This window comes from Pontibacter sp. H249 (genome assembly GCF_037892465.1).
In the GTDB taxonomy this organism is placed as follows: domain Bacteria; phylum Bacteroidota; class Bacteroidia; order Cytophagales; family Hymenobacteraceae; genus Pontibacter.
In genome coordinates, this window is the sequence record NZ_JBBKTR010000014.1 from 20,641 (window position 1) to 41,321 (window position 20,681).

The window sequence follows — 20,681 nt, forward strand, 5'->3', positions numbered from 1 at the left end:
GACTTAATTTCTCAGCGGCTTACCTGTGGTCAGGATGCTCTGGATACGCTCTAGCGTTTTACGCTCACCTGTCAGCGACAGGAAGGCTTCACGCTCCAGGTCCAGCAGGTATTGCTCGCTAACTTCCGTTGGGGCAGACAGGTCGCCGCCGCACATTACGTAAGCCAGTTTTTCTGAAATCTTTTTATCGTGCTCAGAAATGTAACGGCCAGAATACATGGCATTCGCACCTGTCAGAAACATACCTAAGGCTCCTTTGCCCTGTACCTTCACGTTCGTGCGTTGTACCGGCTTGGTATAGCCACCGTCAGCCAGAAGTATAGCCTGCGCTTTAGCATCAGCTATCAGGCGGTTGCTGTTGATGGTGATGCTATCCGATTTGCGCATGTAGCCTAAGTCAATTGCCTCTTTCGCAGAAGTAGATACTTTGGCCATGCCTATCGTCAGGAACACGTTTTTAAGGTCGTTGTACTCTATGTCACCGTCAGCATACATATCGGCTGCGCGCAAGGTCATTTCTTTTGTACCGCCACCGCCTGGTATCACACCTACGCCAAACTCTACTAAGCCCATGTAGGTCTCAGCAGAAGCCTGCACGTGGTCGCAATGCAGATTAAGTTCGCAACCACCGCCCAACGTTAACCCGTGTGGCGCACCAACTACCGGTATAGCCGAGTAGCGCATACGCATCATAGCATCCTGAAACTGCTTGATCATGAAGTTGATCTCGTCGTACTCCTGCTCCAGCGCATACATATATACTAAGCCAAGGTTAGCGCCCGCCGAGAAGTTAGCACCCTGGTTACCAACCACCATGCCTCTGAAGTCTTTCTCTGCCAGCTCCACCCCTTTCATCAGGCCTTGAATTACATCACCGCCTAAGGTGTTCATCTTCGAGTGGAATTCTACGTTCAGGATACCATCTCCCAGGTCAAGTATGGTAGCACCGCTGTTTTTCCAGATCACGTTGCTGCCACGCAGGTTGTCGAGTATAATAAAGTTCTCAGCGCCAGGTATGGCTTTATACTCTTTGCTTTGGATGTCGTAATAGCGGCGGGTACCGTTCTCAATTATATAGAAAGACTCTTTGCCGTCGTTCAGCATTTCTTCTACCCATGCAGCAGGCTGATAGCCAGCTTCTGTCATGCGCTGCACACCTTCACGGGCACCAATAGCATCCCAGTACTCAAACGGACCAAGTTCCCAGCCAAAGCCGGCACGCATGGCGTCGTCTATTCTATATAGCTCGTCAGAGATCTCCGGAATGCGGTTGCTCACGTACTGGAACAGGCCGTAAAGTGACTCGTTGAAGAACTGTGCAGCTTTGTCTTTCTGCTGCGAGAAGGCTTTTACACGCTTCTTCAGGTCTTCGATTGGCTTTATAGCTTCCAGGCTCTGAAACTTAGGGCGCTGCTTAGGTCCATACTCCAGCGTGTTCAGGTCTAGCGTTAGTATCTCGGTTTTGCCCTTGGCATCCTTGGTTTTTTTGTAGAAGCCCTGACCGGTTTTATCACCCAGCCATTTGTTCTCTACCATCTTCTGAAGGTAATCAGGTAGCTTAAATAGCTCACGCGACTCATCTTTCTCTCCTGTCTGGTATAAGCCATTGGCCACGTTTGCCAAGGTATCCAAGCCAACAACATCTAGCGTTCTGAAAGTAGCCGACTTCGGACGACCGATGATTGGACCAGAAATACGATCTACTCCATCTACATTCAGGCCGAGCTTGTTCATTACCTGTAAGCCCTGCATAATGGCGTAGATACCTACACGGTTGGCGATAAAGGCTGGTGTATCCTTAGCGAGTACAGTAGTCTTGCCAAGGTATAGATCTCCGTAATGCATCAGGAAATCAACTACACTCTGGTCTGTTTCAGGCGTAGGTATGATCTCGAGAAGTTTTAAGTAGCGTGGCGGGTTAAAGAAGTGCGTACCGCAGAAGTGTTTCTTGAAATCATCAGAGCGGCCATCCAGCATCATGTGGATCGGAATGCCTGATGTATTAGATGAGATAAGTGTACCCGGCTTGCGATGCTGCTCCACCTGGTCGTACACGATCTTTTTGATCTTCAGGTTCTCTACTACCACCTCTATAGTCCAGTCGGCGGTAGCGATATCCTTCATGTTATCGTCAAAGTTACCTGTTTTTATCAGGCTTGCATCTGACTTGCGGTAAAGCGGAGACGGATTTGACTTGATAGCTGCTTCGAGTGAGCTGTTTACAATGCGGTTGCGCACCTGCTTGTTTTCCAGCGTAAGGCCTTTCTTTTCTTCGTCAGGCGTCAGCTCTTTTGGTACGATGTCGAGTAGCAGCACCTGCACCCCGATGTTGGCAAAGTGGCAGGCAATACGCGAGCCCATCACACCCGAGCCAAGTACGGCTACTTTCTTAATTATTCTCTTCATAGAATAGCTATAGTTGTCTATGGTTTAAAAGATATCTTTATTCTCAATCATGCCAAGTATGCGGCCGCACACTTTAAAGAACACATCCAGCTCCTCTTGCGGCAACTCCTCGTGCACCTTGTTATTGAACTGCTTTACTGTTAACCGCGAAACTTCTTTTTTCTCTAATCCTTTATCTGTAAGGAAAATACGAACCAAACGCTTATCGTTTGGATCAGAAACTTTAAAGATCAGCTTCTTCTCTTCCATACTTTTAAGAATGCGGGTAAGACTGCGCGCCTCCAACCCAAGCAATGGAGCTATTTTAGTAGCTGGTGTACCCTGTTCCTGGTCAATGTTTAACAAAACAAACCCGATGGATGTTGTGATGTCATTTTTAATAGCTTCTGCATTGTACATGCGTGAGATAGCATGCCAGCATACTTTAAAGTTGTAGTCTACAGTCTCTTCCGGCTTCATAGGTAAACATTGGTATATACCAAATATAAAAATAAATGTTATGCTTGCATACTATTTCGTAAAAAAATTATTTGCGCATGCATGCTGATGCAAGTCTGATAATCTTAAAAGGAATAAGTATAGTTATACTCAAAAAAGATGGATGGGATTTATCACACTTGAAAGAAGTATGATGAAGAGGCAAAAACCTGAGGCATTATCTGCTTACAACTAGCATAGCTGCCTGGATAAGTAGAGCAGGTGGTACTAAAATTCTAATTTCAGTAAACGCTTATAAATAAAAAGGCCTCTGTTTAAGAGGCCTTTTTATTTAGTTTAGAACATGCTATCTATTGTATCTTTATAATTAGCTGTTATTATTTTACGCTTGATGCTGAGCTTAGCAGTAAGCTCACCGCTCTCAATTGTCCATACATTAGGTAGCAGCCTAAATTTCTTGATGGTTTCATATTGCGCTAAGCTCTCATTTGCTTTTTCAATCTCACGCTGAAACTTATCAATGATCTCTGGTTTTGTGATCATTTCTTCATCAGAAGTATAAGCAATTCCTTTGTGCTGGCACCAATCCTGTAATCCTGTAAACGAAGGTACTATCAGCGCAGCAGCATACTTTTGCCCTTCTCCTACTACCATTGCCTGCTCAATCACGACAGATTCTTTCAATTTATTCTCTATTGATTGAGGAGCAACATACTTTCCTCCGGAAGTTTTGAACATCTCTTTCTTGCGATCAGTGATCTTCAGGAACTTGCCTTCTATTAGTGTGCCAATATCGCCTGTATGGAACCAGCCATCTTTATCGATTACTTCGGCAGTCAGGTCTGGGCGTTTATAATATCCTTTCATGATATGTGGTCCACGCGTCAGGATTTCGCCATCTTCTTCGGCAATCTTCACCTCCACACCGTCTATGGCCATACCTACTGTACCAATCACGTTATTTTCTGGCTCGAATCTATTAACTGAAATAACCGGCGATGTCTCTGTTAAACCGTACCCCTCCATTACACGAATGTTGGCAGACCAGAATACACGCGCTAAACGAGGCTGCAAAGCTGCGCCACCCGATACGATAACTTTTACGTTGCCACCTAAAGCCTCACGCCATTTACTAAAGATAAGTTTATTCGCCAGTTCCAGCTGCTTGTTATACCACCAGCCCTGATCTGCACGGGTATCATACTTCAGTCCAAGCTCCAGCGCCCAGAAAAACAGTTTACGTTTAGCACCGGTCAACTCCAGGCCTTTTGCTACAATTTTATCATATACTTTCTCCAGCAGGCGTGGCACAGTAGTAAACACATGCGGCTGTACCTCCTTCAGGTTATCAGCTACTTTCTCTATACTTTCAGCATAATAGATAGATACCCCAATTCGCATGTATAAGTATAGCAGCATGCGCTCAAAAATGTGGCAAAGCGGCAAAAAGCTAAGCGCTCTATGCTCCTGACCTACCGGCACATAAGGCATCGTGCCTTTCACGTTGCTGATTATGTTATTGTGCGTCAGCATTACGCCTTTCGGGTTACCGGTTGTTCCTGAAGTATAAATAAGTGTTAAGATGTCGTCTGCCTTAACAGCCGCCTTTAAAGGCTCCAACTGCTCCACGCTCTCATTCTTGCCCAATTCCAGTACTTCACTCCAGTGCTTGGCTCCTTGAATGTTATCGAAAGTATAAATCTCTTTTATACTGTCTAAGCCTTCTGTAGCAGCACTTACTTTATTATACAAAGCCGCATCAGCCACAAACACTATTTTAACCTCGGCATCCTGAAAAATATACTTGTAGTCTTCTACAGTGATGGTTGGGTACATCGGAACGCTGATGGCGCCAATTTGCTGTATACCAAAATCAGCAAATACCCACTCCGGACGGTTAAAAGAAACAATTGCTACCTTGTCATCTTTCCCAACACCAAGTTTAAGCAAGCCTAAACTTATTTTATTGGCGTAGTCCTGAACATCTTGTGTGCTATACTTTACCCACTTGCCATTTTCTTTGGCGGCCAAACAATCAGGCTGTGGATAGTTAGCCAACTGATGAGACAGCAGGTCAATTGTACGGGTTATCTCCATGGTGTTTTAGATTAAGAGTCGGTTGTTTTTAGGCTCTGAATTACTAAATATAGCAATTACAGCTAATCTATGTGCATTTTATACATTTTTTTTCATATCTACCACGTTGGCAAACATAAATATTTAATAAAACTTATATTTCAGGATACAAAATCATTAAGCTTTAAAAGCAGCTAGAACGTAGCTTTTTTAGTATTTTTGACCTCTCTAGACAGCAACTGCATGAATCTTTCTATCTTTTTTGAGCCCTTAAACGAGGATGTTTTTGTTAAGCTAAACAAGCCCCGAACACTCGGAACTTACATCAATCGTTTTGTTAGCAAGTTTCCGGATTGGCGCGCTGCCGATATTGCCATACTTGGTGTGCATGAAACACGCGGGTTAACAGGCCATGAAACGATGGAGACAAAGCCGGCAGAGGCTCCTGCCCGCATCGTACGTAAAAAGCTGTATAGCCTACTGAAAGGAAGCGGACGCTGCCAGATTGTGGACCTGGGCAATCTGAGGCCTGGCATTACACTTGACGACACATACCTGCGCCTGAAAGAGATCGTGGAGGTGCTTATCTCACATAACACCATACCCTTGATTATAGGCGGCACTCATGACCTGGAGTACGGCCAATATTTAGGCTACGAGCACCTGGACCGTGTCGTTAATATGGTTACTGTTGATAGCAGTGTAGATATGACAGAGGATGCAGAAGCAACTGCTAATAAAAAACAACTGCGCCAGATACTCATGCACGAGCCCAACTACCTCTTTAGCCTTGGTCAAATCGGCTATCAGTCATACCTCGTGGAGCCAGAAGTAATGGCAACACTGGAGAAGATGCATTTTGAGTCGTATAGAGTAGGCGAAGTACACCGTAACGTGCAGGAAATGGAGCCGGTTGTTCGTGTAGCAGATTTGCTTACCTTCGACATATCAGCTATACGTCACCAAGATGCTCCTGCCTATGAACCCGCAAACCCATTTGGGCTAACAGGAGAAGAGGCCTGTCAGATTTGCTGGTACGCCGGCCTGAACGACCATTTAACCTCGTTTGGCATTTACGAGTATAACCCGGAGCTCGACCAGAATGAGCTAACCGCCATGACCATTGCTACCATGATCTGGTATTTTATTGAGGGATTTTACCACCGCAAAAACGAGGTTAACTTTAACAGCAAACATTTTACAAAGTACGCAGTGGCTTTTAACGACGACAACCCGGACCGCATGATTTTCTACAAAAGCAAGAACAGCGAAAAGTGGTGGTTAGAGGTAGAACCCCTCAGCAGCGATAAAGGGAGCCGTGTAGTGCCTTGCAGTTATGAAGACTATTTGCAGGCCATAAAAGGTGAGGTTCCCAACCGTTGGATTCTGACGCAGGCAAGGATCGGGTAATCAGTTAATTTATATTATTCTTTGAAAAAGGCCCCGATATTTATACTTTGTACGCCGCAGCTTGAGGTAAATACATTTGAGATAAGCATGTGGGCAGGCTATTTTAGCAGCTTATAAGTTAAGTATGGATTTACCAGAGTATACTTTGCAGCAACTTGCCTCCCGCAACGGGCAGGATCGTGACGAAATATGGGTAGCGTATAAAGGCATTATCTACGATGTTAAAAAATCGAGGCTTTGGCGCGACGGCAACCACTATGAGCATTGGGCAGGCCAGGATCTGACAGAAGAACTGAAGGATGCCCCACACACAGAATATGTTTTTGATAAATTTGAAGCAATCGGACTTATAAAAAACTCAGTATACCGTAACAGTAATAACTGATTTTAATAAGGCTGATCTATACTTATTATTTTAACTATGATCTTAATAGCTGACAGCGGCTCCACCAAAACGGACTGGCGTGTATTAAATGCCACAGAAGTTCTAGAAGAAGTTCAGACAGTAGGTTTTAACCCAATGTATCAGGACACATTGGAAATTTACTCCGAGTTAGAAACCTCACTTCTTCCCAAGCTAAAAGATAAAGCCCCTCAGCAGATATACTTCTATGGCGCAGGCTGTAGCTCTCCGGAGCGCAATAACCGTGTTCAGGAGGCTCTGAAAAGAGCTTTCCCAACTGCTGATATACACGTAGACCATGACCTATTAGCAGCAGCCAGAGCGCTTTGTGGCCACAAACCTGGTATTGCCTGCATACTTGGCACAGGTTCTAACACTTGCCTTTACGATGGCAAAGTAATCACTGACAATGTGCCATCTCTTGGTTTCCTGCTTGGCGATGAAGGAAGCGGTGCTTACTTGGGCAAACTGCTGATGAAAGCATACTTTTACCGTGAACTACCTGACGAGCTTGCGCAATCACTTAAGAACAAGTATAACATCACCAAAGACGTATTCTTAGATGAGCTCTACGGATCGCCTGTACCTAGCCGCTACATTGCCACGTTTGCACGCTTTGCCTTTGATAAACGTAAGCACCCAGCAGTACATGCCATGATCTATGAGAACTTCGCCGAGTTTTTTGAGCGCCATGTGTGCAAGTACCCGAATTATCAGGAAATACCTGTAAACTTTGTAGGTTCCATCGCTTTCCACTTCTCTGACACCCTGAAGCAAGTTGCGAAGAAATACGGCGCACACATTGAGAAAATTATAGGTAGCCCAAGCGAAGGCCTAATAGAGTACCACCAAGAGCTACTACAGCAAGTAGGCACTCCAGATAAAGCAGAGTAGCAACAGCATTACCAAGTCTATACTTTTATTTTTAGCATACCCATGTCTACTACCGAGTCGGCTTCTAACTACGATAGCCTGGAGCAAATGAGCATCCATGAACTATTGGTAAACATTAACCGCGAAGACAAAACTGTGCCTTTAGCCACAGAAGCTGCCATACCTCAGATTGAGCGTTTAGTAGTAACAACCGTTGAAAAGCTGAGCCAGGGAGGCCGGTTATTTTATATTGGTGCCGGCACAAGTGGTCGCTTGGGTATTGTAGATGCCTCTGAGTGCCCTCCAACTTATGGCGTACCGCATGGCATGGTAATAGGCTTAATTGCTGGCGGCGATACTGCCATACGTAAGGCCGTAGAGTTTGCTGAGGATGATGAAGAACAGGCATGGGAGGATTTGCAGCAGCACGATATTAATGACAAAGATATAGTAGTAGGCATTGCTGCGTCCGGAGGCACACCTTACGTAATTGGCGGCCTTAGGCAGTGTAGAGCCAAGGGCATAGCCACAGGCTGTATTGTGTGCAACGCAGGCAGCGCGGTAGCCGCTGAGGCAGATTATCCAATAGAGATTATTACCGGACCTGAGTTTGTAACCGGCAGTACCCGCATGAAAGCCGGCACAGCACAAAAGCTAGCCTTAAATATGCTTACCACCTCCACCATGATCAGGTTAGGCAGAGTAAAAGGTAACAAGATGGTAGATATGCAGCTGTCTAATGTAAAGTTGGTTGACCGCGGCACCCGGATGCTAATGGACGAGCTGAAACTAACCCGACCTGAAGCAGCTGCACTACTTAAAAAGTTTGGGAGTGTACGTGCTGCTATGGATGCCTACAAAAACGGGCACAACTAAAGAATAAAATCAAAAAGGGCGTGAAATCATAGATCTCACGCCCTTTCTAATAATGCCTCTGCAGATCTACTCTGCGTCTGCCACTACAAATCTTTCCATCATAATCTTAGCCGCTTCTTCGCTTGGCACCTGATAATTTACTACAGACCAGGAGTAATCAAGCTTAAACCGTTTATCATCCATGCTGTATAACACTTTTTTCTTGTAGTCGTTAAATGGCTCTAATCCTAGCAGCTTACGGTTTGCCTCAATTGTAAGCAGTTCTTTATCCGTTCGCCTCTCCTCCATATAACGATCTATGCCATCCAAGTTATTCTTACAAGAGTTGCAGTTTAACTTTACGTAAGCTTTAGAGCCATACTTGCTGCGCCCTACCTGCTGCTCAATCAGGTAAGCTGCTGCCTGCGGACTTAACCGCCCCTGCTGCACTGCATCAACTAAAACCTTAGAGAAATCATGCCCGTTTCTGGCTTTGGTCTGCCGCTGTATAATTATGCTAAAACGTGGCAGTTGCTCCAGCGTATCTGCAACTCCAACTAATGATTCGCCGGGATAACCATGTTTTTCTACCCACTCCAAAAACAGCTTTGTGTTTGCGGTTTCTATTTTACGTAGGGTATCGCCATACATACGCAAGCCTCCCTCTGCCTGCCTAAAATACTGATCACGGGCATACAATTCGTCTAGGTCGGCACGCAAATCAGGGTTTACCTGGCTGCTATATTGCTTCCTGTATTTAGAGTACTTTCTCCTGAATTTCCGCCAATGTTTGGTTGTTTTTAACGAATCGAACACGGGCTGCTTTGCAAGATAATTTATACTTACACCCTTTACTGCCAGCTTTTCCAGATAAGCCTGTGATTGTTTTTTATCTTTTAGCAGCATAGCACAAACAGCAGCATTGTAATAGTCGCGGGCAAAGGGCGCTGGTACAGCCTTAAAAGCCTGCTGATACAGTTCTAAAGCAGCTGCAAAATCCTGCTCCACTATACTTAGCTCTGCTTTATTTATTAGGGGGTGATATTCTTTTGTATAGTCAATATTATCTGCGAAGGTAGAAACTGTCATCAGCACAAAAAATAGCAGGACAACAGTGCGGACAGCTGTAATAAAGATGTTTCTCATGGTAAAAAGAAAGGTTTAGAGAAGCAAGATCATTTAATTGTTACAAGTATAACGGTGTTAGCCTTGTGTGGCTTATATTTTCAATTCACTTTTAACGAGATTAGTTTCATAAAGTAAAATAGGGCTTATAGCTTTAACTTTGGCAGTGCCTTTTTAGTAAATTAAGCAAATGCCCAATTAGCGGCTACTGCCCTTGAAAAGAAACACTATGCACGAAATAGAACCATTTTATAACTGGATAGATAAATATTCCGCCTCAGAAGACCCAAGATCGCCGCTGTTTGGAGCTGAGAACAACCTCACCTACTATACAAACACGATTTACGGGTATTACATACACCCGCAATGGGACGACTTTGAATCAGAAACACTCTTCCTGAAGATACTATACGCAGATTACGACCTAGGCTTTGCTGTGATAGAGCTTATAGGAGAATGGAACGATGCCCTGAACAACGACATCATGAGCCTGAAACGCAACATCGTTGACCCTTTGATAACTGAGGGTATAAAGCACTTCATACTTATCGGTGAAAACGTCTTTAACTTTCACGGTTCCGACGATTCTTACTACGAAGAGTGGTTTGAGGACGTAGAAGAAGGTTGGATCGCAGCGCTTGGATTTCAGGATTTTGTGCTGAGTGAAATGCGCAACTACAACCTAGACTCATATATAAACTCTGGGGGAAATCTGGAAGATATCTATTGGCGCACTTTTACGCCAAAGCGATTATTTGCGCTAGTAAACAGCTTAATCCAGAAAAGGCTTGGTCCTTAAATTTAAAAGGAGAGGCCCTATTCATTAGATAGGGCCTCTCCTTTTTTTATCTAGCTGCGGTGCTTACTGCACCTCGTTTTCTACTTCCTCAGCGCCTTCTTCTACTTCTTCTTCAACATCTCCTGCGCCTTCTTCTATTTCATCTCCTAAATCTTCAGTTTCTTGCTCTACCTCTTCGTTTCTATTTTCCGTAGCGGAGTCGCATGAGGCAAAGGTGAACAATCCTCCAATTGCAAAAACATATATTAGCTTTTTCATGGTTTTCAATTCTATAAAGAAAATATTAAGTTATACTTGAGGCTACAGTTGGATAGCCTTTGTTATAATATGGTGGCGCTATACTTTGTAGCTTCCTGGTTAATCCACTACTACTGTATCAGCGTCTTCTGCCATGTCTTCCATTTCATCGGCAGTTTCCTCAGCTTGGTCTTCCATTTCTTCTACGGCTTCTTCTCTTTCCTCGGCTCTTTCTTCAGCCGGAGAGTCGCAGGAAGCAAAGCCGAAGAAGCCAGCTAATGCAAATACATAAAGTACCTTTTTCATGTTCTATTTTGTTTAGTGATAAATTTAAGCGCTGCATTTTAGTATGTAGCGCACTTATCTGCCGCAGCAGAAACATGAAAAGCAATACGCAACTATCTGAATATAGTTTTTTATACTTTTAAAACGACGAAAGGCACCCTGATAGGATGCCTTTCGTTTTCCTGACTATTCGCCAGGTGATTACTTTTGCTAATTACTGGATAGAAGTAGTATCTTCTGGAGTAGCAGTAGTGTCAGCTTCAACAGCAGTAGTATCCTCCATTACTGGAGCTTCCTCTACTACAGTTTCTTCAGTAGTTTCAACCTCAGTAGCAGTCTCTTCTGCATTGTTGCAAGATGCGAAAGCGAAAAGACCAGCAACAAATAGTAAACCGAATACTTTTTTCATGATGTTTTTGATGTTTTTATGAAATGAAGGGACAAATATACTACTATATTCCAATATCCTAATACCCGGTTATTTTTTCCTAAAAATTAATTTAACAGGAACACCTTCAAACCCAAAATGCTCTCGCATTCTGTTTTCCAGGTAACGCATATAAGGCTCTTTAATGTACTGCGGCAGGTTACAGAAAAACGCAAAGGTAGGGTTGTGCGTTGGCAACTGCGTAACATACTTAATCTTGACAAACTTGCCTTTAATTGCTGGTGGCGGATAACGCTCGATATCTGGCAACAGCAGGTCGTTTAGTTTAGAAGTTGGTATTTTCCGCGTTTTGTTATCGTATACTTCCATTGCTTTCTCTACAGCCTTGTGTATACGCTGCTTGGTAAGCACAGAAGTAAAGATTACTGGTACATACTTAATAGGTGCTATACGGCTTAGGATCTCTTCTTCAAACTCTTTAGTAGAATTGGTGTCTTTCTCTACCAAATCCCACTTGTTTACAAGTATAACTATGCCTTTGCGGTTTTTCTCAGCAAGGGTGATGATGTTTACATCCTGCGCCTCGATACCACGCGTAGCATCTAACATTACAATACAAACATCGGCGTCTTCTAGGGCTCGAATAGCACGCATCACCGAATAAAACTCAATGTCTTCGCTTACTTTGCTTTTGCGGCGCAAACCGGCAGTATCTACAATAATAAACTCTTTACCAAAAGCATTATAGCGCGAATGAATGGCATCGCGTGTTGTGCCGGCAATATCAGTTACAATATTTCTTTCCTCGCCTAACAGCAGGTTTACAAAAGAAGACTTTCCTGCATTTGGGCGTCCCAATACTGCAATCTTAGGAATACCTGCATCTGGGTCTTCAATCCCTTCGTCTTTAAAATGCTTTACTACCTCGTCCAGTAGTTCACCGGTTCCGGAACCGCTCTGCGATGAGATTGGGTAGATCTCTTCGCCTACACCCATGGCATAGAACTCACCCATCTGGTGCATGCGGGCATTGTTATCGGCTTTGTTGGCTACTACATAAACTGGTTTTTTGGTACGGCGAAGCACGTTAGCAAACTCTTCGTCCAAGCCAGTTAAGCCGGCATCTACATCCACCATGAAAAGTATAACGTCGGCCTCGTTCATGGCCAGCTCTACCTGACGGTTGATTTCTGTTTCAAAAATATCCTCGGAGCCATGCACATAACCACCGGTATCGATTACTGTAAAAAACTTACCGCACCACTCGCCATGGCCATAGCTTCTGTCGCGGGTTACGCCGCTTACGTTGTCCATGATGGCTTTGCGGTGGCCAATTAAGCGGTTAAATAGCGTGGACTTACCCACGTTTGGGCGACCTACGATCGCAATGATGTTTGATGACATCGTTCAAAAATAAAATTGTTAAAGTGCCCTCGGAGCACCTTGCCCCGAAGCTTTATGGTGCGCTACTCGCTGTAGCCGAAACGGCGTAGCAGCTTCTGGTCAGTTCGCCAGTTCTCGTTCACGCGCACGTATAAATCAAGAAATACTTTTTTCTGGAAGAAATCCTCCATATCCACACGGGCTTGTGTGCCTACTTTTTTAAGGGCTTCGCCTTTGTTGCCTATCACAATGCCCTTCTGGCTTCTGCGCTCCACACTAATTTCAGCACGGATGCGGATAAGATTCTCTTCTTCTTTAAACTCCTCTACTACAACTTCGCAGCTATAAGGAATTTCTTTTTTATAGTTCAGTAGGATCTTCTCCCGAATAATCTCTGACACAAAGAAACGCTCCGGCTTGTCAGTCAGTTCATCTTTGGGATAAAAGGCTGGGTGCACCGGCAAATAATGCAGCAGGCGCTGAAATAGGTGGTCCAGACCAAAGTTATGCAAAGCAGATATCGGAAGGATCTCAGTTGGGTTCATTACCTCCTGCCAGTAAGCAACTTTTTCGTTTACCTCCTCTTCTGTAGCCTGGTCTATTTTGTTTATAAGTAAAAGTATAGGCACATCAGCATGCTGCAGGCGTTTAATTACATCATCCTCGTCGTGCTTCTCATAAATATCCGTCACGAAAAGTATAACATCGGCATCCTCTAGTGAGGTGCGCACAAAGCCCATCATCGATTCGTGCAGGGCATACTGCGGCTTTATAATTCCAGGCGTGTCAGAATACACAATCTGGAAGTCATCTCCATTCAGGATACCCATGATGCGGTGCCGTGTCGTCTGTGCTTTTGAAGTGATGATAGAAAGCTTCTCGCCTACCAGCGCGTTCATTAGCGTTGATTTGCCCACGTTTGGCTTACCCACTATACTTACAAATCCGGCTTTATGCTGTGTTTCGGCCATACTCTAAAATTTAAGGATGCAAAATTACTTCTTTTTTACGAGACTTAAGTGGGATGTATAATTATTTGTGAATGAAGGGAAAAGGTTTGAAGTTGATGCCTATGTTCCCGCTGGCGTTTTTCAGCTATCCTTTATAGTTGCCTCTGATCCTCAGCCTTACAAGCTTAGTTGTTTCGCATCTAGGTTTATTGCGCTCAGAGCTGGGGAAGAGCCCCTACTTAAGCGAGGCCTTTGCTATAGGATATATATTGTAGGGACAGGTCGCGACCTGTCCCAGGAATGGCTGAGGCTATGTGACTATAAAGCGGCTAAAGCAGTGGCAGAAAGCCCCCCTTCGAAAGGGGAGTGGGAGATGTTTAACGGCTGCTATGGAAAGTATAGTTAAGTATAAATAGTGCCAAAACTCCTTCTACTCACAGGAGAAGGCTGGGGTGAGGTAAAACAGCAGGTGTAATTGCATCCAGTGCTGCAAAATGGAAAGTGTAAGCTAAATCAACAGCAGAAAATTAAACTCGTGTAAACAATCTTCCATACTTTCTGCTTTACTCCACGTTGCTCTTCTATCAGAGCATAGAAATTATCTATCCATAACAAACGAGTTATACTTCGTATCTTTGTAAAGCAAAAGCATTCTAAAGTATAAATGAGCAAGAAAAAAGCTGGTAAGATTGGCGTATTGCTGGTGAATCTCGGCACACCAGATAGCCCTAACACTCCTGACGTAAGAAAATACCTGCGCGAGTTCCTCCTGGATCCCCGTGTGATAGACATAAATCCTGTTGGCCGCTATGCATTAGTAAATGGCATTATCGCTCCATTCAGGGCTCCGAAGTCGGCTAAAGTATATAAACAGCTTTGGACTGAGCGCGGCTCTCCGCTGCTGTACCATGGCCTTGACCTGAAGGTAAAGCTTCAAACTGCTTTAGGCGACGATTACCACATTGCCTTTGGCATGCGTTACCAAAGTCCAAGTATAAAAAGTGCACTGGAAGAACTACGCGACAAGAGTGTAGATCGTATTATTGTGCTTCCGCTTTTCCCGCAATATGCCGCCGCCTCTACTGGCTCGGTTCAGGATAAGGTAATGGAAATCGTGCGTGAATGGTGGGTTATACCTAGCATCAACTTTATCTCTTCTTTCTGCGACGACCCTGGTTTTATCAACGCCTTTGTGGAACTGGGCAAGCAGCACATGGAACAGGATAATTATGACCATGTAATCTTCAGTTACCACGGCTTGCCAGAACGCCAAGTGCTTAAAGGCAGCGACAAGGGCTACTGCCAGTTAGGAGCCTGCTGCAATACCTATAACAAGCGCAATAAGTACTGCTACCGGGCTGCCTGCTTTGCCACCTCCAGGTTGTTAGCCGAGAAGCTAGGCCTGCGCGAAGACCAGTATACGGTTACCTTCCAGTCGAGGCTTCTGAAAGATCCGTGGCTACAGCCTTACACAGACGAAGTATTAAAGACACTTCCTGCCAAAGGAATTAAGAAAGTACTGGCCTACAGCCCTGCCTTCGTTGCCGACTGCCTGGAAACTACTATTGAAGTAGGAGAAGAGTTTAAGGAAATGTTTGAGCATGCCGGCGGAGAGAAATGGCAATTGGTAGAAAGCCTTAACTCTAACGATACTTGGGTAGAAGCCTTAAAGGAGATGGTGCTGCAGCATTAGGAATAGAGAATCTTAAAAACATTTAAAGTATAAAAGGAAGAGCCGCTGCAGATTGTTTGCAGCGGCTCTTCCTTTTATACTTTAGAGAAATTAATCCCAGTCCCACTCCCAATCACTTTCCTCTCCATCCGTATCGTCTAGTCCAACACCCAGAGGTGCTTTTAAATAAAAACCTAAAGCTTTTTGTTTCCCTTCACCGCTATACCGGATTCTGTAATTAAGGCCGGCAAAGTAATTTATCCAGTAGTCTGTCTGCATTCCCAGCACCGGCGCATCCTCTTTCCTGAACTCCAGGTACGGGCCAGCTGATATACCAGCGACGCCAATACCTGTTTGGGCTTGAGCATATAAAATAGTACTGCCTTTCCTGCGGTCCAACCCTAGGTTACCACTTATCGGAAACTGATCTTCGAACCACCACAACGATGCCTCAACACCCCAGCTTACTTTAGGTTTTTTATCACCAAAGTTAAAATGAAGAGCCGGCCCTACCGAGAAAACGTCTTGCGCTTGTGCTGCAGAAAATGTTAGCAGCACTATAAGCAAAAGCAGCTTATACTTTAAAGCTGCTTTTATGCTTTCGAAAGATATCATACTTTGTATAGAAGGTTAAATGCGTTTAAAATCAACCCAATAATCAGACGTAGCATCCGCATAGGCTCTTATTTTCTGCAACAGCACCTCCGGGTCACTCTCCACTATCAGGTTTTCGCGCTGGTCGTACTTTACAAAGCCCTCAGCCACGGTATGGTCTACCATCTCCAGAAACTTATCCCAATAGCCATTCACGTTAAAGAAAGCTACAGGCTTTTTCAGGATACCCAATTGGTTCCAAGTAATAATCTCGCAGATCTCGTCGAACGTACCAAAGCCACCTGGCATAGCGATAAAAGCATCCGACCTGGCTGCCATCATGGCTTTGCGCTCGTGCATGGTTTGCACGACATGCAGCTCTGTTAAATTTCTGTGTGCTACCTCACGGTCTACTAAACTCTGTGGAATAACACCTATGGCCCTGCCTCCTTCTGCTAAAACTGCATCTGCAATGGTGCCCATTAAGCCTACATTACCTCCACCATATACCAGCATTATATTTTGCTGCGCCATCAACAGGCCTAAAGCTGCTCCAGCCTCCTGGTATACCGGATTTGATCCGTGGTTGGCACCACAGAATACACCAATACTTTTCATATTTATACTTTATACTTTGGCTAAAAATTAATCACAAAGAAAGGCTTCAACATTTCTGCTGAAGCCTTTTATACTTTAGAGTATGGCTGTTAATATTATGCCAGCTCTTTTTTATACATCTTGGCAAGTGTTTCGGCAGCATAGTCTATCTCTGCCTCCGTATTATATTTACTGAAGGAGAAGCGAACAGAGCCTCTGGCTGGATCAACATTAAGTGCACGCAACACATGCGACCCTGCATTAGCACCGCTACTGCAGGCGCTGCCACCTGATGCTGATATCTTCGCAATATCCAAGCTAAACAGCAGCATCTCGTTTATATCAGAAGCAGGCAAGTTTACGTTTAGCACCGTATAAAGGCTCTTATCACCAAACTCCGACATGCCGTTGAAGCTTACATCCTCCATCTGCTCACGCAGTTTGTAAATCATCCTATCTTTTAAACCCTGAATATACTGCGTATGATCCTCCATATCGCGGTAAGCAATTTCCAATGCCTTGGCCAAACCAATAATGCCATACACGTTTTCGGTACCGCCACGCATGTTGCGCTCCTGGGCACCACCCTGGATAAGCGGTTGAATTTTAATGTTGGCATCGCAGTACAAAAAGCCTATACCCTTTGGCCCATGAAACTTATGTGCCGAGCCAACTATAAAATTTGCTCCCAGCGTTTGCAGATCGTGCTTGTAGTGCCCCATTGTCTGCACCGTATCAGAGTGGAAAATGGCATCGTACTTTTTACATATCTCCCCGATTGCCTGAATATCGTTCAAAGTACCAATCTCGTTATTAGCATGCATAACAGATACCAGCGTGCGCGGCTGGCTTGCCAGCTGCTGCTCCAGATGCTCCAGATCAATGTTACCGCGCTCATCGTGGCGCAGGTATGTTACCTGCACACCTTCTTCCTTCTCCAGCAGTTCCATCGTATGCAACACAGCATGGTGCTCCAACTTGGTAGTGATGGCGTGTTTAATGCCGTAAGCGTGACAAGTGCAGCGGATGGCAGCGTTATCGGCCTCTGTACCACCTGAAGTAAAAAAGATTTCGGCAGGAGACGTGTTTAAAAGTGTTGCTACTGTGCGACGGGCTTTCTCGATAGCAGACCTAACTTCGCGCCCATGAGAGTGTATGGACGACGGATTACCAAAATGCTCAAGCATAAAAGGCGCCATAGCATCAAAAACCTCTTTGTCCAGAGGAGTTGTAGCAGCATTATCTAAATAAACACGCATGTTATTTTGGATTGAATTCACTATAAACGAACTACTAAAGTATAAAAAAAAGTTGCGCCAAGGGAGAAAAAGACTTTGTTTCTCCTTTGGCGCAACCATTAATTGCTTTTTATAATATGCTACAGCAACAACACATTATGCTTTTACTGAGATGATCTCTTTAATATCAGCAATAATTTTGTTTGCCAGGTGATCGGCTGTAGCGTTACTATCAGACTCAGCATAAATGCGGATGATCGGCTCAGTATTTGACTTACGCAGGTGCACCCACTCCTTGTCAAATTCGATTTTTACACCATCAATAGTATTTATAGGCTGCTTTGCGTAACGCTCCTGCATCTGGCGAAGCACTTCGTCTACATTTACCTCTGGCGTAAGCTCAATCTTATTTTTAGAGATGTAGTAGCTCGGATAAGAAGCACGAAGGCGCGTCATGCTCATACCTGATTTTGCCAGGTGTGTCAGGAACAACGCTATACCTACTAAGGCATCGCGACCATAGTGCAATTCAGGGTAAATTATACCGCCGTTGCCTTCGCCACCGATGATAGCATTCTGAGCTTTCATCATGTTCACTACATTTACCTCGCCAACAGCAGCAGCATAATATGCACCACCGGCTTTCTCGGTTACGTCGCGCAGTGCGCGTGTAGATGACAAGTTAGAAACCGTATTTCCTACCTGGTTCTTGAGTATATAATCTGCAACAGCCACCAAAGTATACTCTTCGCCAAACATGCTGCCGTCTTCATTGATAAGCGCTAGCCTGTCCACGTCCGGATCTACTACTATACCTAAATCAAATTTACCTTTTTCGATTACCTTGGAGATCTCGCGCAGGTTTTCTGGTAGTGGCTCCGGGTTGTGCGGGAAGTTACCATCTGGCTCGCAGTATAGTTTCTCTACGGTTTTAACGCCCAGTGCCTCCAGTAGCATTGGCACTGCAATACCACCTGTAGAGTTCACGCAGTCTATAGCAACACTAAAGTTCTTTTCCTGTATTGCTTTTACATCAACTAAAGGTAATGCAAGTATAGCCTGAATGTGCTTATCCAGTGTGGTGTTGTCTGTTTTATAAGAACCAAGTTCCGTTACCTGAGCAAATTCAAAAGCTTCCTTCTCAGCAATCTCAAGAACTAATTTGCCTTCTTCATCCGAAATAAACTCGCCTTTTTGGTTCAACAGCTTTAAAGCATTCCACTGCTTAGGATTATGGCTAGCAGTAAGTATAATACCGCCTCCAGCTTTCATGTCAGGCACAGCCATCTCTACAGTAGGTGTGGTAGATAAGCCCACATCAATAATATTAATACCTAAGCCTTGCAGGGTAGCGCAAACTAGTTTGTTTACCATGTCGCCGGAGATACGCGCATCGCGTCCTACAACTATGGTGCTGTTACCTGTCGTTTTTAATACCCATGTTCCATAAGCAGCTGCGAACTTCACAACATCTACTGGTGTCAGCCCCTCTCCTGCCTTCCCGCCAATGGTACCACGAATACCGGAAATTGATTTTATTAATGCCACTTTATATAATCGTTAATTAATACCGCAAAAGTAGTGAATTTTGTAAGACTTTTAGAATCAAACGCGCTGTACTTAGTTAAAAACAATGGTGCGCCAAACCACCGACACCGATAGATTAATCTATCGGTTTTTAATTCATGATACACTTTTAACCCTCAATGGCTTTATTGCTTAAATAACTATGTAGCTGAAACAGCTATTAAACTTATAAATTATGTCGCCGCCTGTGTTTTCGTGTTATACTTTATACTATACTATTTGAAGTTAACCCTAAGCCAATCAATGTTTAAACACATTACTATTAGCCTTATTGACCACACTTTTTTATATTTGTAGGTATGAGTACTCCTATAAACTTTGATGACAGCCCAAGAGGTAAGCAATTGCAGGCTTTTAACAGACTGCTGGATGTAATGGAAGAATTGCGTGAGAAATGCCCCTGGGATCGGAAACAAACGACAGATAGCTTGCGCCACCTTACAATAGAAGAGACGTATGAGTTGTCGGATGCGATACTTAAAAATGATCTGCCAGAGATTAAGAAGGAACTTGGAGACCTGATGCTACACTTGGTCTTTTATGCCAAGATAGCTTCTGAGCAGAATGCTTTTGACATAGCTGATGTACTGAACGCTCAGTGCGATAAACTTATTTTCAGGCACCCACACATCTATGGCGATACAAAAGCAGAAACAGAAGAGCAGGTAAAGCAAAACTGGGAGAAGCTTAAACTGAAAGAAGGCAATAAATCTGTTTTAGGTGGAGTACCTGCATCGCTGCCAGCCATAGTTAAAGCTATGCGAATCCAGGAGAAAGCAAGGGGCGCAGGATTTGATTGGGATGACAAAGCAGAAGTATGGAAAAAGGTGCAGGAGGAACTAAATGAGTTCGAATCCGAGTTTAACATACAGAATGTCAATGAAATAGACAAACAAAGAGCTACAGCAGAGTTTGGTGATCTGGTGTTTTCACTGATAAATTTTGCAAGATTTATCGACATCAATCCTGAAGAGGCTCTGGAAAGAACTAACATCAAGTTTATTACTCGTTTCCAGTTCATAGAGCAAGAAGCTGCAAAAGACGGCAAACAATTACAGGACATGAACTTGGCAGAAATGGATTATTATTGGAACAAAGCAAAAAAAATGTAGGCACGCATACAACTTATGTATTCATTGTCTATATTTAAACCACTTTTTCTCAACTAAAACCTTGAACACCGCTACACAATACAAATATTAATTTAAAGACGCTGATTGTTGCAGTATTTCTGCAATGCAGGCAAAAGTCCTAAAGCACATAAGTTTTCCTTCTTCAAGTTGCATACACCATGATGGATTATCTTAGTAAGCATGGCTGAAGCAGCAAATAACCAGTTGGCAATTATACTTTGCATAAGTCGAT

Annotated in this window: 20 protein-coding genes; 7 read left to right on the top strand and 13 right to left on the bottom strand. The window is 44.0% G+C overall.

Annotation, left to right across the window (positions count from 1 at the left end):
* Nucleotides 1-3 precede the first annotated feature (3 nt).
* The 3 genes from WG943_RS15985 to WG943_RS15995 form a co-directional block, all read right to left on the bottom strand.
* Complete coding sequence (locus tag WG943_RS15985; RefSeq protein ID WP_340410526.1) at nucleotides 4-2,406, bottom strand: 3-hydroxyacyl-CoA dehydrogenase/enoyl-CoA hydratase family protein; 2,403 nt, start codon at nucleotides 2,404-2,406, stop codon at nucleotides 4-6.
* A gap of 24 nt (nucleotides 2,407-2,430) precedes the next feature.
* On the bottom strand, nucleotides 2,431-2,865 hold the full coding sequence (locus WG943_RS15990; protein ID WP_340410528.1) for a MarR family winged helix-turn-helix transcriptional regulator: 435 nt from the start codon (nucleotides 2,863-2,865) through the stop codon (nucleotides 2,431-2,433).
* A 315-nt stretch (nucleotides 2,866-3,180) separates the two neighbouring features.
* A complete protein-coding gene (locus WG943_RS15995; RefSeq protein ID WP_340410530.1) occupies nucleotides 3,181-4,941 on the bottom strand; it encodes an AMP-dependent synthetase/ligase in 1,761 nt (586 codons plus the stop codon).
* Between the two features lie 222 nt (nucleotides 4,942-5,163).
* On the opposite strand from WG943_RS15995, the gene WG943_RS16000 reads away from it, so the two are divergent.
* From WG943_RS16000 to murQ, 4 genes are all read left to right on the top strand, one after another.
* Nucleotides 5,164-6,330, top strand: a complete 1,167-nt coding sequence (locus tag WG943_RS16000) for a formimidoylglutamase (RefSeq protein WP_340410531.1) — start codon at nucleotides 5,164-5,166, stop codon at nucleotides 6,328-6,330.
* 124 nt (nucleotides 6,331-6,454) lie between these two features.
* Nucleotides 6,455-6,715: a cytochrome b5 domain-containing protein gene (locus WG943_RS16005; protein ID WP_340410533.1), complete on the top strand. Its 261-nt coding sequence runs from the start codon at nucleotides 6,455-6,457 to the stop codon at nucleotides 6,713-6,715.
* 36 nt (nucleotides 6,716-6,751) lie between these two features.
* Nucleotides 6,752-7,627: a hypothetical protein gene (locus WG943_RS16010; RefSeq protein WP_340410535.1), complete on the top strand. Its 876-nt coding sequence runs from the start codon at nucleotides 6,752-6,754 to the stop codon at nucleotides 7,625-7,627.
* A 42-nt stretch (nucleotides 7,628-7,669) separates the two neighbouring features.
* Nucleotides 7,670-8,482 carry an N-acetylmuramic acid 6-phosphate etherase gene (gene murQ / locus WG943_RS16015; protein ID WP_340410536.1) on the top strand — a complete coding sequence of 271 codons (813 nt, stop codon included), beginning with the start codon at nucleotides 7,670-7,672 and terminating at the stop codon, nucleotides 8,480-8,482.
* A 66-nt stretch (nucleotides 8,483-8,548) separates the two neighbouring features.
* Here murQ and WG943_RS16020 read toward each other — a convergent pair whose 3' ends face one another.
* Nucleotides 8,549-9,607 (bottom strand): hypothetical protein, encoded by a 1,059-nt coding sequence (locus tag WG943_RS16020; RefSeq protein ID WP_340410537.1) that lies wholly within the window; start codon nucleotides 9,605-9,607, stop codon nucleotides 8,549-8,551.
* A gap of 208 nt (nucleotides 9,608-9,815) precedes the next feature.
* On the opposite strand from WG943_RS16020, the gene WG943_RS16025 reads away from it, so the two are divergent.
* Nucleotides 9,816-10,385: a hypothetical protein gene (locus WG943_RS16025; protein ID WP_340410538.1), complete on the top strand. Its 570-nt coding sequence runs from the start codon at nucleotides 9,816-9,818 to the stop codon at nucleotides 10,383-10,385.
* Nucleotides 10,386-10,448: 63 nt separating this feature from the next.
* Here the strand turns inward: WG943_RS16025 and WG943_RS16030 are convergent, their stop codons facing one another.
* The 5 genes from WG943_RS16030 to era all read right to left on the bottom strand — a co-directional run bounded on the left by WG943_RS16030 (nucleotide 10,449) and on the right by era (nucleotide 13,649).
* Nucleotides 10,449-10,643 carry a hypothetical protein gene (locus WG943_RS16030; protein WP_340410540.1) on the bottom strand — a complete coding sequence of 65 codons (195 nt, stop codon included), beginning with the start codon at nucleotides 10,641-10,643 and terminating at the stop codon, nucleotides 10,449-10,451.
* 99 nt (nucleotides 10,644-10,742) lie between these two features.
* Nucleotides 10,743-10,928, bottom strand: a complete 186-nt coding sequence (locus tag WG943_RS16035; protein WP_340410541.1) for a hypothetical protein — start codon at nucleotides 10,926-10,928, stop codon at nucleotides 10,743-10,745.
* A 193-nt stretch (nucleotides 10,929-11,121) separates the two neighbouring features.
* Entirely contained in the window at nucleotides 11,122-11,316 is a 195-nt protein-coding gene (locus WG943_RS16040; RefSeq protein WP_340410543.1) for a hypothetical protein, read from the bottom strand.
* A 69-nt stretch (nucleotides 11,317-11,385) separates the two neighbouring features.
* On the bottom strand, nucleotides 11,386-12,699 hold the full coding sequence (gene der / locus WG943_RS16045; RefSeq protein ID WP_340410544.1) for a ribosome biogenesis GTPase Der: 1,314 nt from the start codon (nucleotides 12,697-12,699) through the stop codon (nucleotides 11,386-11,388).
* Between the two features lie 62 nt (nucleotides 12,700-12,761).
* Nucleotides 12,762-13,649: a GTPase Era gene (gene era / locus WG943_RS16050; RefSeq protein WP_340410545.1), complete on the bottom strand. Its 888-nt coding sequence runs from the start codon at nucleotides 13,647-13,649 to the stop codon at nucleotides 12,762-12,764.
* 643 nt (nucleotides 13,650-14,292) lie between these two features.
* On the opposite strand from era, the gene hemH reads away from it, so the two are divergent.
* Complete coding sequence (gene hemH, locus WG943_RS16055) at nucleotides 14,293-15,321, top strand: ferrochelatase (RefSeq protein ID WP_340410546.1); 1,029 nt, start codon at nucleotides 14,293-14,295, stop codon at nucleotides 15,319-15,321.
* A gap of 90 nt (nucleotides 15,322-15,411) precedes the next feature.
* On the opposite strand, the gene WG943_RS16060 is transcribed toward hemH, so the two are convergent.
* From WG943_RS16060 to glmM, 4 genes are all read right to left on the bottom strand, one after another.
* Entirely contained in the window at nucleotides 15,412-15,915 is a 504-nt protein-coding gene (locus WG943_RS16060) for a hypothetical protein (protein WP_340410547.1), read from the bottom strand.
* A 15-nt stretch (nucleotides 15,916-15,930) separates the two neighbouring features.
* Nucleotides 15,931-16,512: an LOG family protein gene (locus WG943_RS16065; protein ID WP_340410548.1), complete on the bottom strand. Its 582-nt coding sequence runs from the start codon at nucleotides 16,510-16,512 to the stop codon at nucleotides 15,931-15,933.
* A gap of 95 nt (nucleotides 16,513-16,607) precedes the next feature.
* Nucleotides 16,608-17,750: a cysteine desulfurase family protein gene (locus WG943_RS16070; protein WP_340410549.1), complete on the bottom strand. Its 1,143-nt coding sequence runs from the start codon at nucleotides 17,748-17,750 to the stop codon at nucleotides 16,608-16,610.
* A gap of 135 nt (nucleotides 17,751-17,885) precedes the next feature.
* Entirely contained in the window at nucleotides 17,886-19,277 is a 1,392-nt protein-coding gene (glmM, locus tag WG943_RS16075) for a phosphoglucosamine mutase (RefSeq protein WP_340410550.1), read from the bottom strand.
* 338 nt (nucleotides 19,278-19,615) lie between these two features.
* Between glmM and mazG the strand changes: the two genes are divergently transcribed.
* A complete protein-coding gene (gene mazG, locus WG943_RS16080; RefSeq protein WP_340410552.1) occupies nucleotides 19,616-20,428 on the top strand; it encodes a nucleoside triphosphate pyrophosphohydrolase in 813 nt (270 codons plus the stop codon).
* Nucleotides 20,429-20,681: the final 253 nt, after the last annotated feature.

Coding starts and splice junctions, on each gene's coding strand:
- WG943_RS15985 (WP_340410526.1), bottom strand. CDS start 2,406: ATGAAGAGAATAATTAAGAAAGTAGCCGTACTTGGCTCGGGTGTGATG.
- WG943_RS15990 (WP_340410528.1), bottom strand. CDS start 2,865: ATGAAGCCGGAAGAGACTGTAGACTACAACTTTAAAGTATGCTGGCAT.
- WG943_RS15995 (WP_340410530.1), bottom strand. CDS start 4,941: ATGGAGATAACCCGTACAATTGACCTGCTGTCTCATCAGTTGGCTAAC.
- WG943_RS16000 (WP_340410531.1), top strand. CDS start 5,164: ATGAATCTTTCTATCTTTTTTGAGCCCTTAAACGAGGATGTTTTTGTT.
- WG943_RS16005 (WP_340410533.1), top strand. CDS start 6,455: ATGGATTTACCAGAGTATACTTTGCAGCAACTTGCCTCCCGCAACGGG.
- WG943_RS16010 (WP_340410535.1), top strand. CDS start 6,752: ATGATCTTAATAGCTGACAGCGGCTCCACCAAAACGGACTGGCGTGTA.
- murQ (WP_340410536.1), top strand. CDS start 7,670: ATGTCTACTACCGAGTCGGCTTCTAACTACGATAGCCTGGAGCAAATG.
- WG943_RS16020 (WP_340410537.1), bottom strand. CDS start 9,607: ATGAGAAACATCTTTATTACAGCTGTCCGCACTGTTGTCCTGCTATTT.
- WG943_RS16025 (WP_340410538.1), top strand. CDS start 9,816: ATGCACGAAATAGAACCATTTTATAACTGGATAGATAAATATTCCGCC.
- WG943_RS16030 (WP_340410540.1), bottom strand. CDS start 10,643: ATGAAAAAGCTAATATATGTTTTTGCAATTGGAGGATTGTTCACCTTT.
- WG943_RS16035 (WP_340410541.1), bottom strand. CDS start 10,928: ATGAAAAAGGTACTTTATGTATTTGCATTAGCTGGCTTCTTCGGCTTT.
- WG943_RS16040 (WP_340410543.1), bottom strand. CDS start 11,316: ATGAAAAAAGTATTCGGTTTACTATTTGTTGCTGGTCTTTTCGCTTTC.
- der (WP_340410544.1), bottom strand. CDS start 12,699: ATGTCATCAAACATCATTGCGATCGTAGGTCGCCCAAACGTGGGTAAG.
- era (WP_340410545.1), bottom strand. CDS start 13,649: ATGGCCGAAACACAGCATAAAGCCGGATTTGTAAGTATAGTGGGTAAG.
- hemH (WP_340410546.1), top strand. CDS start 14,293: ATGAGCAAGAAAAAAGCTGGTAAGATTGGCGTATTGCTGGTGAATCTC.
- WG943_RS16060 (WP_340410547.1), bottom strand. CDS start 15,915: ATGATATCTTTCGAAAGCATAAAAGCAGCTTTAAAGTATAAGCTGCTT.
- WG943_RS16065 (WP_340410548.1), bottom strand. CDS start 16,512: ATGAAAAGTATTGGTGTATTCTGTGGTGCCAACCACGGATCAAATCCG.
- WG943_RS16070 (WP_340410549.1), bottom strand. CDS start 17,750: ATGCGTGTTTATTTAGATAATGCTGCTACAACTCCTCTGGACAAAGAG.
- mazG (WP_340410552.1), top strand. CDS start 19,616: ATGAGTACTCCTATAAACTTTGATGACAGCCCAAGAGGTAAGCAATTG.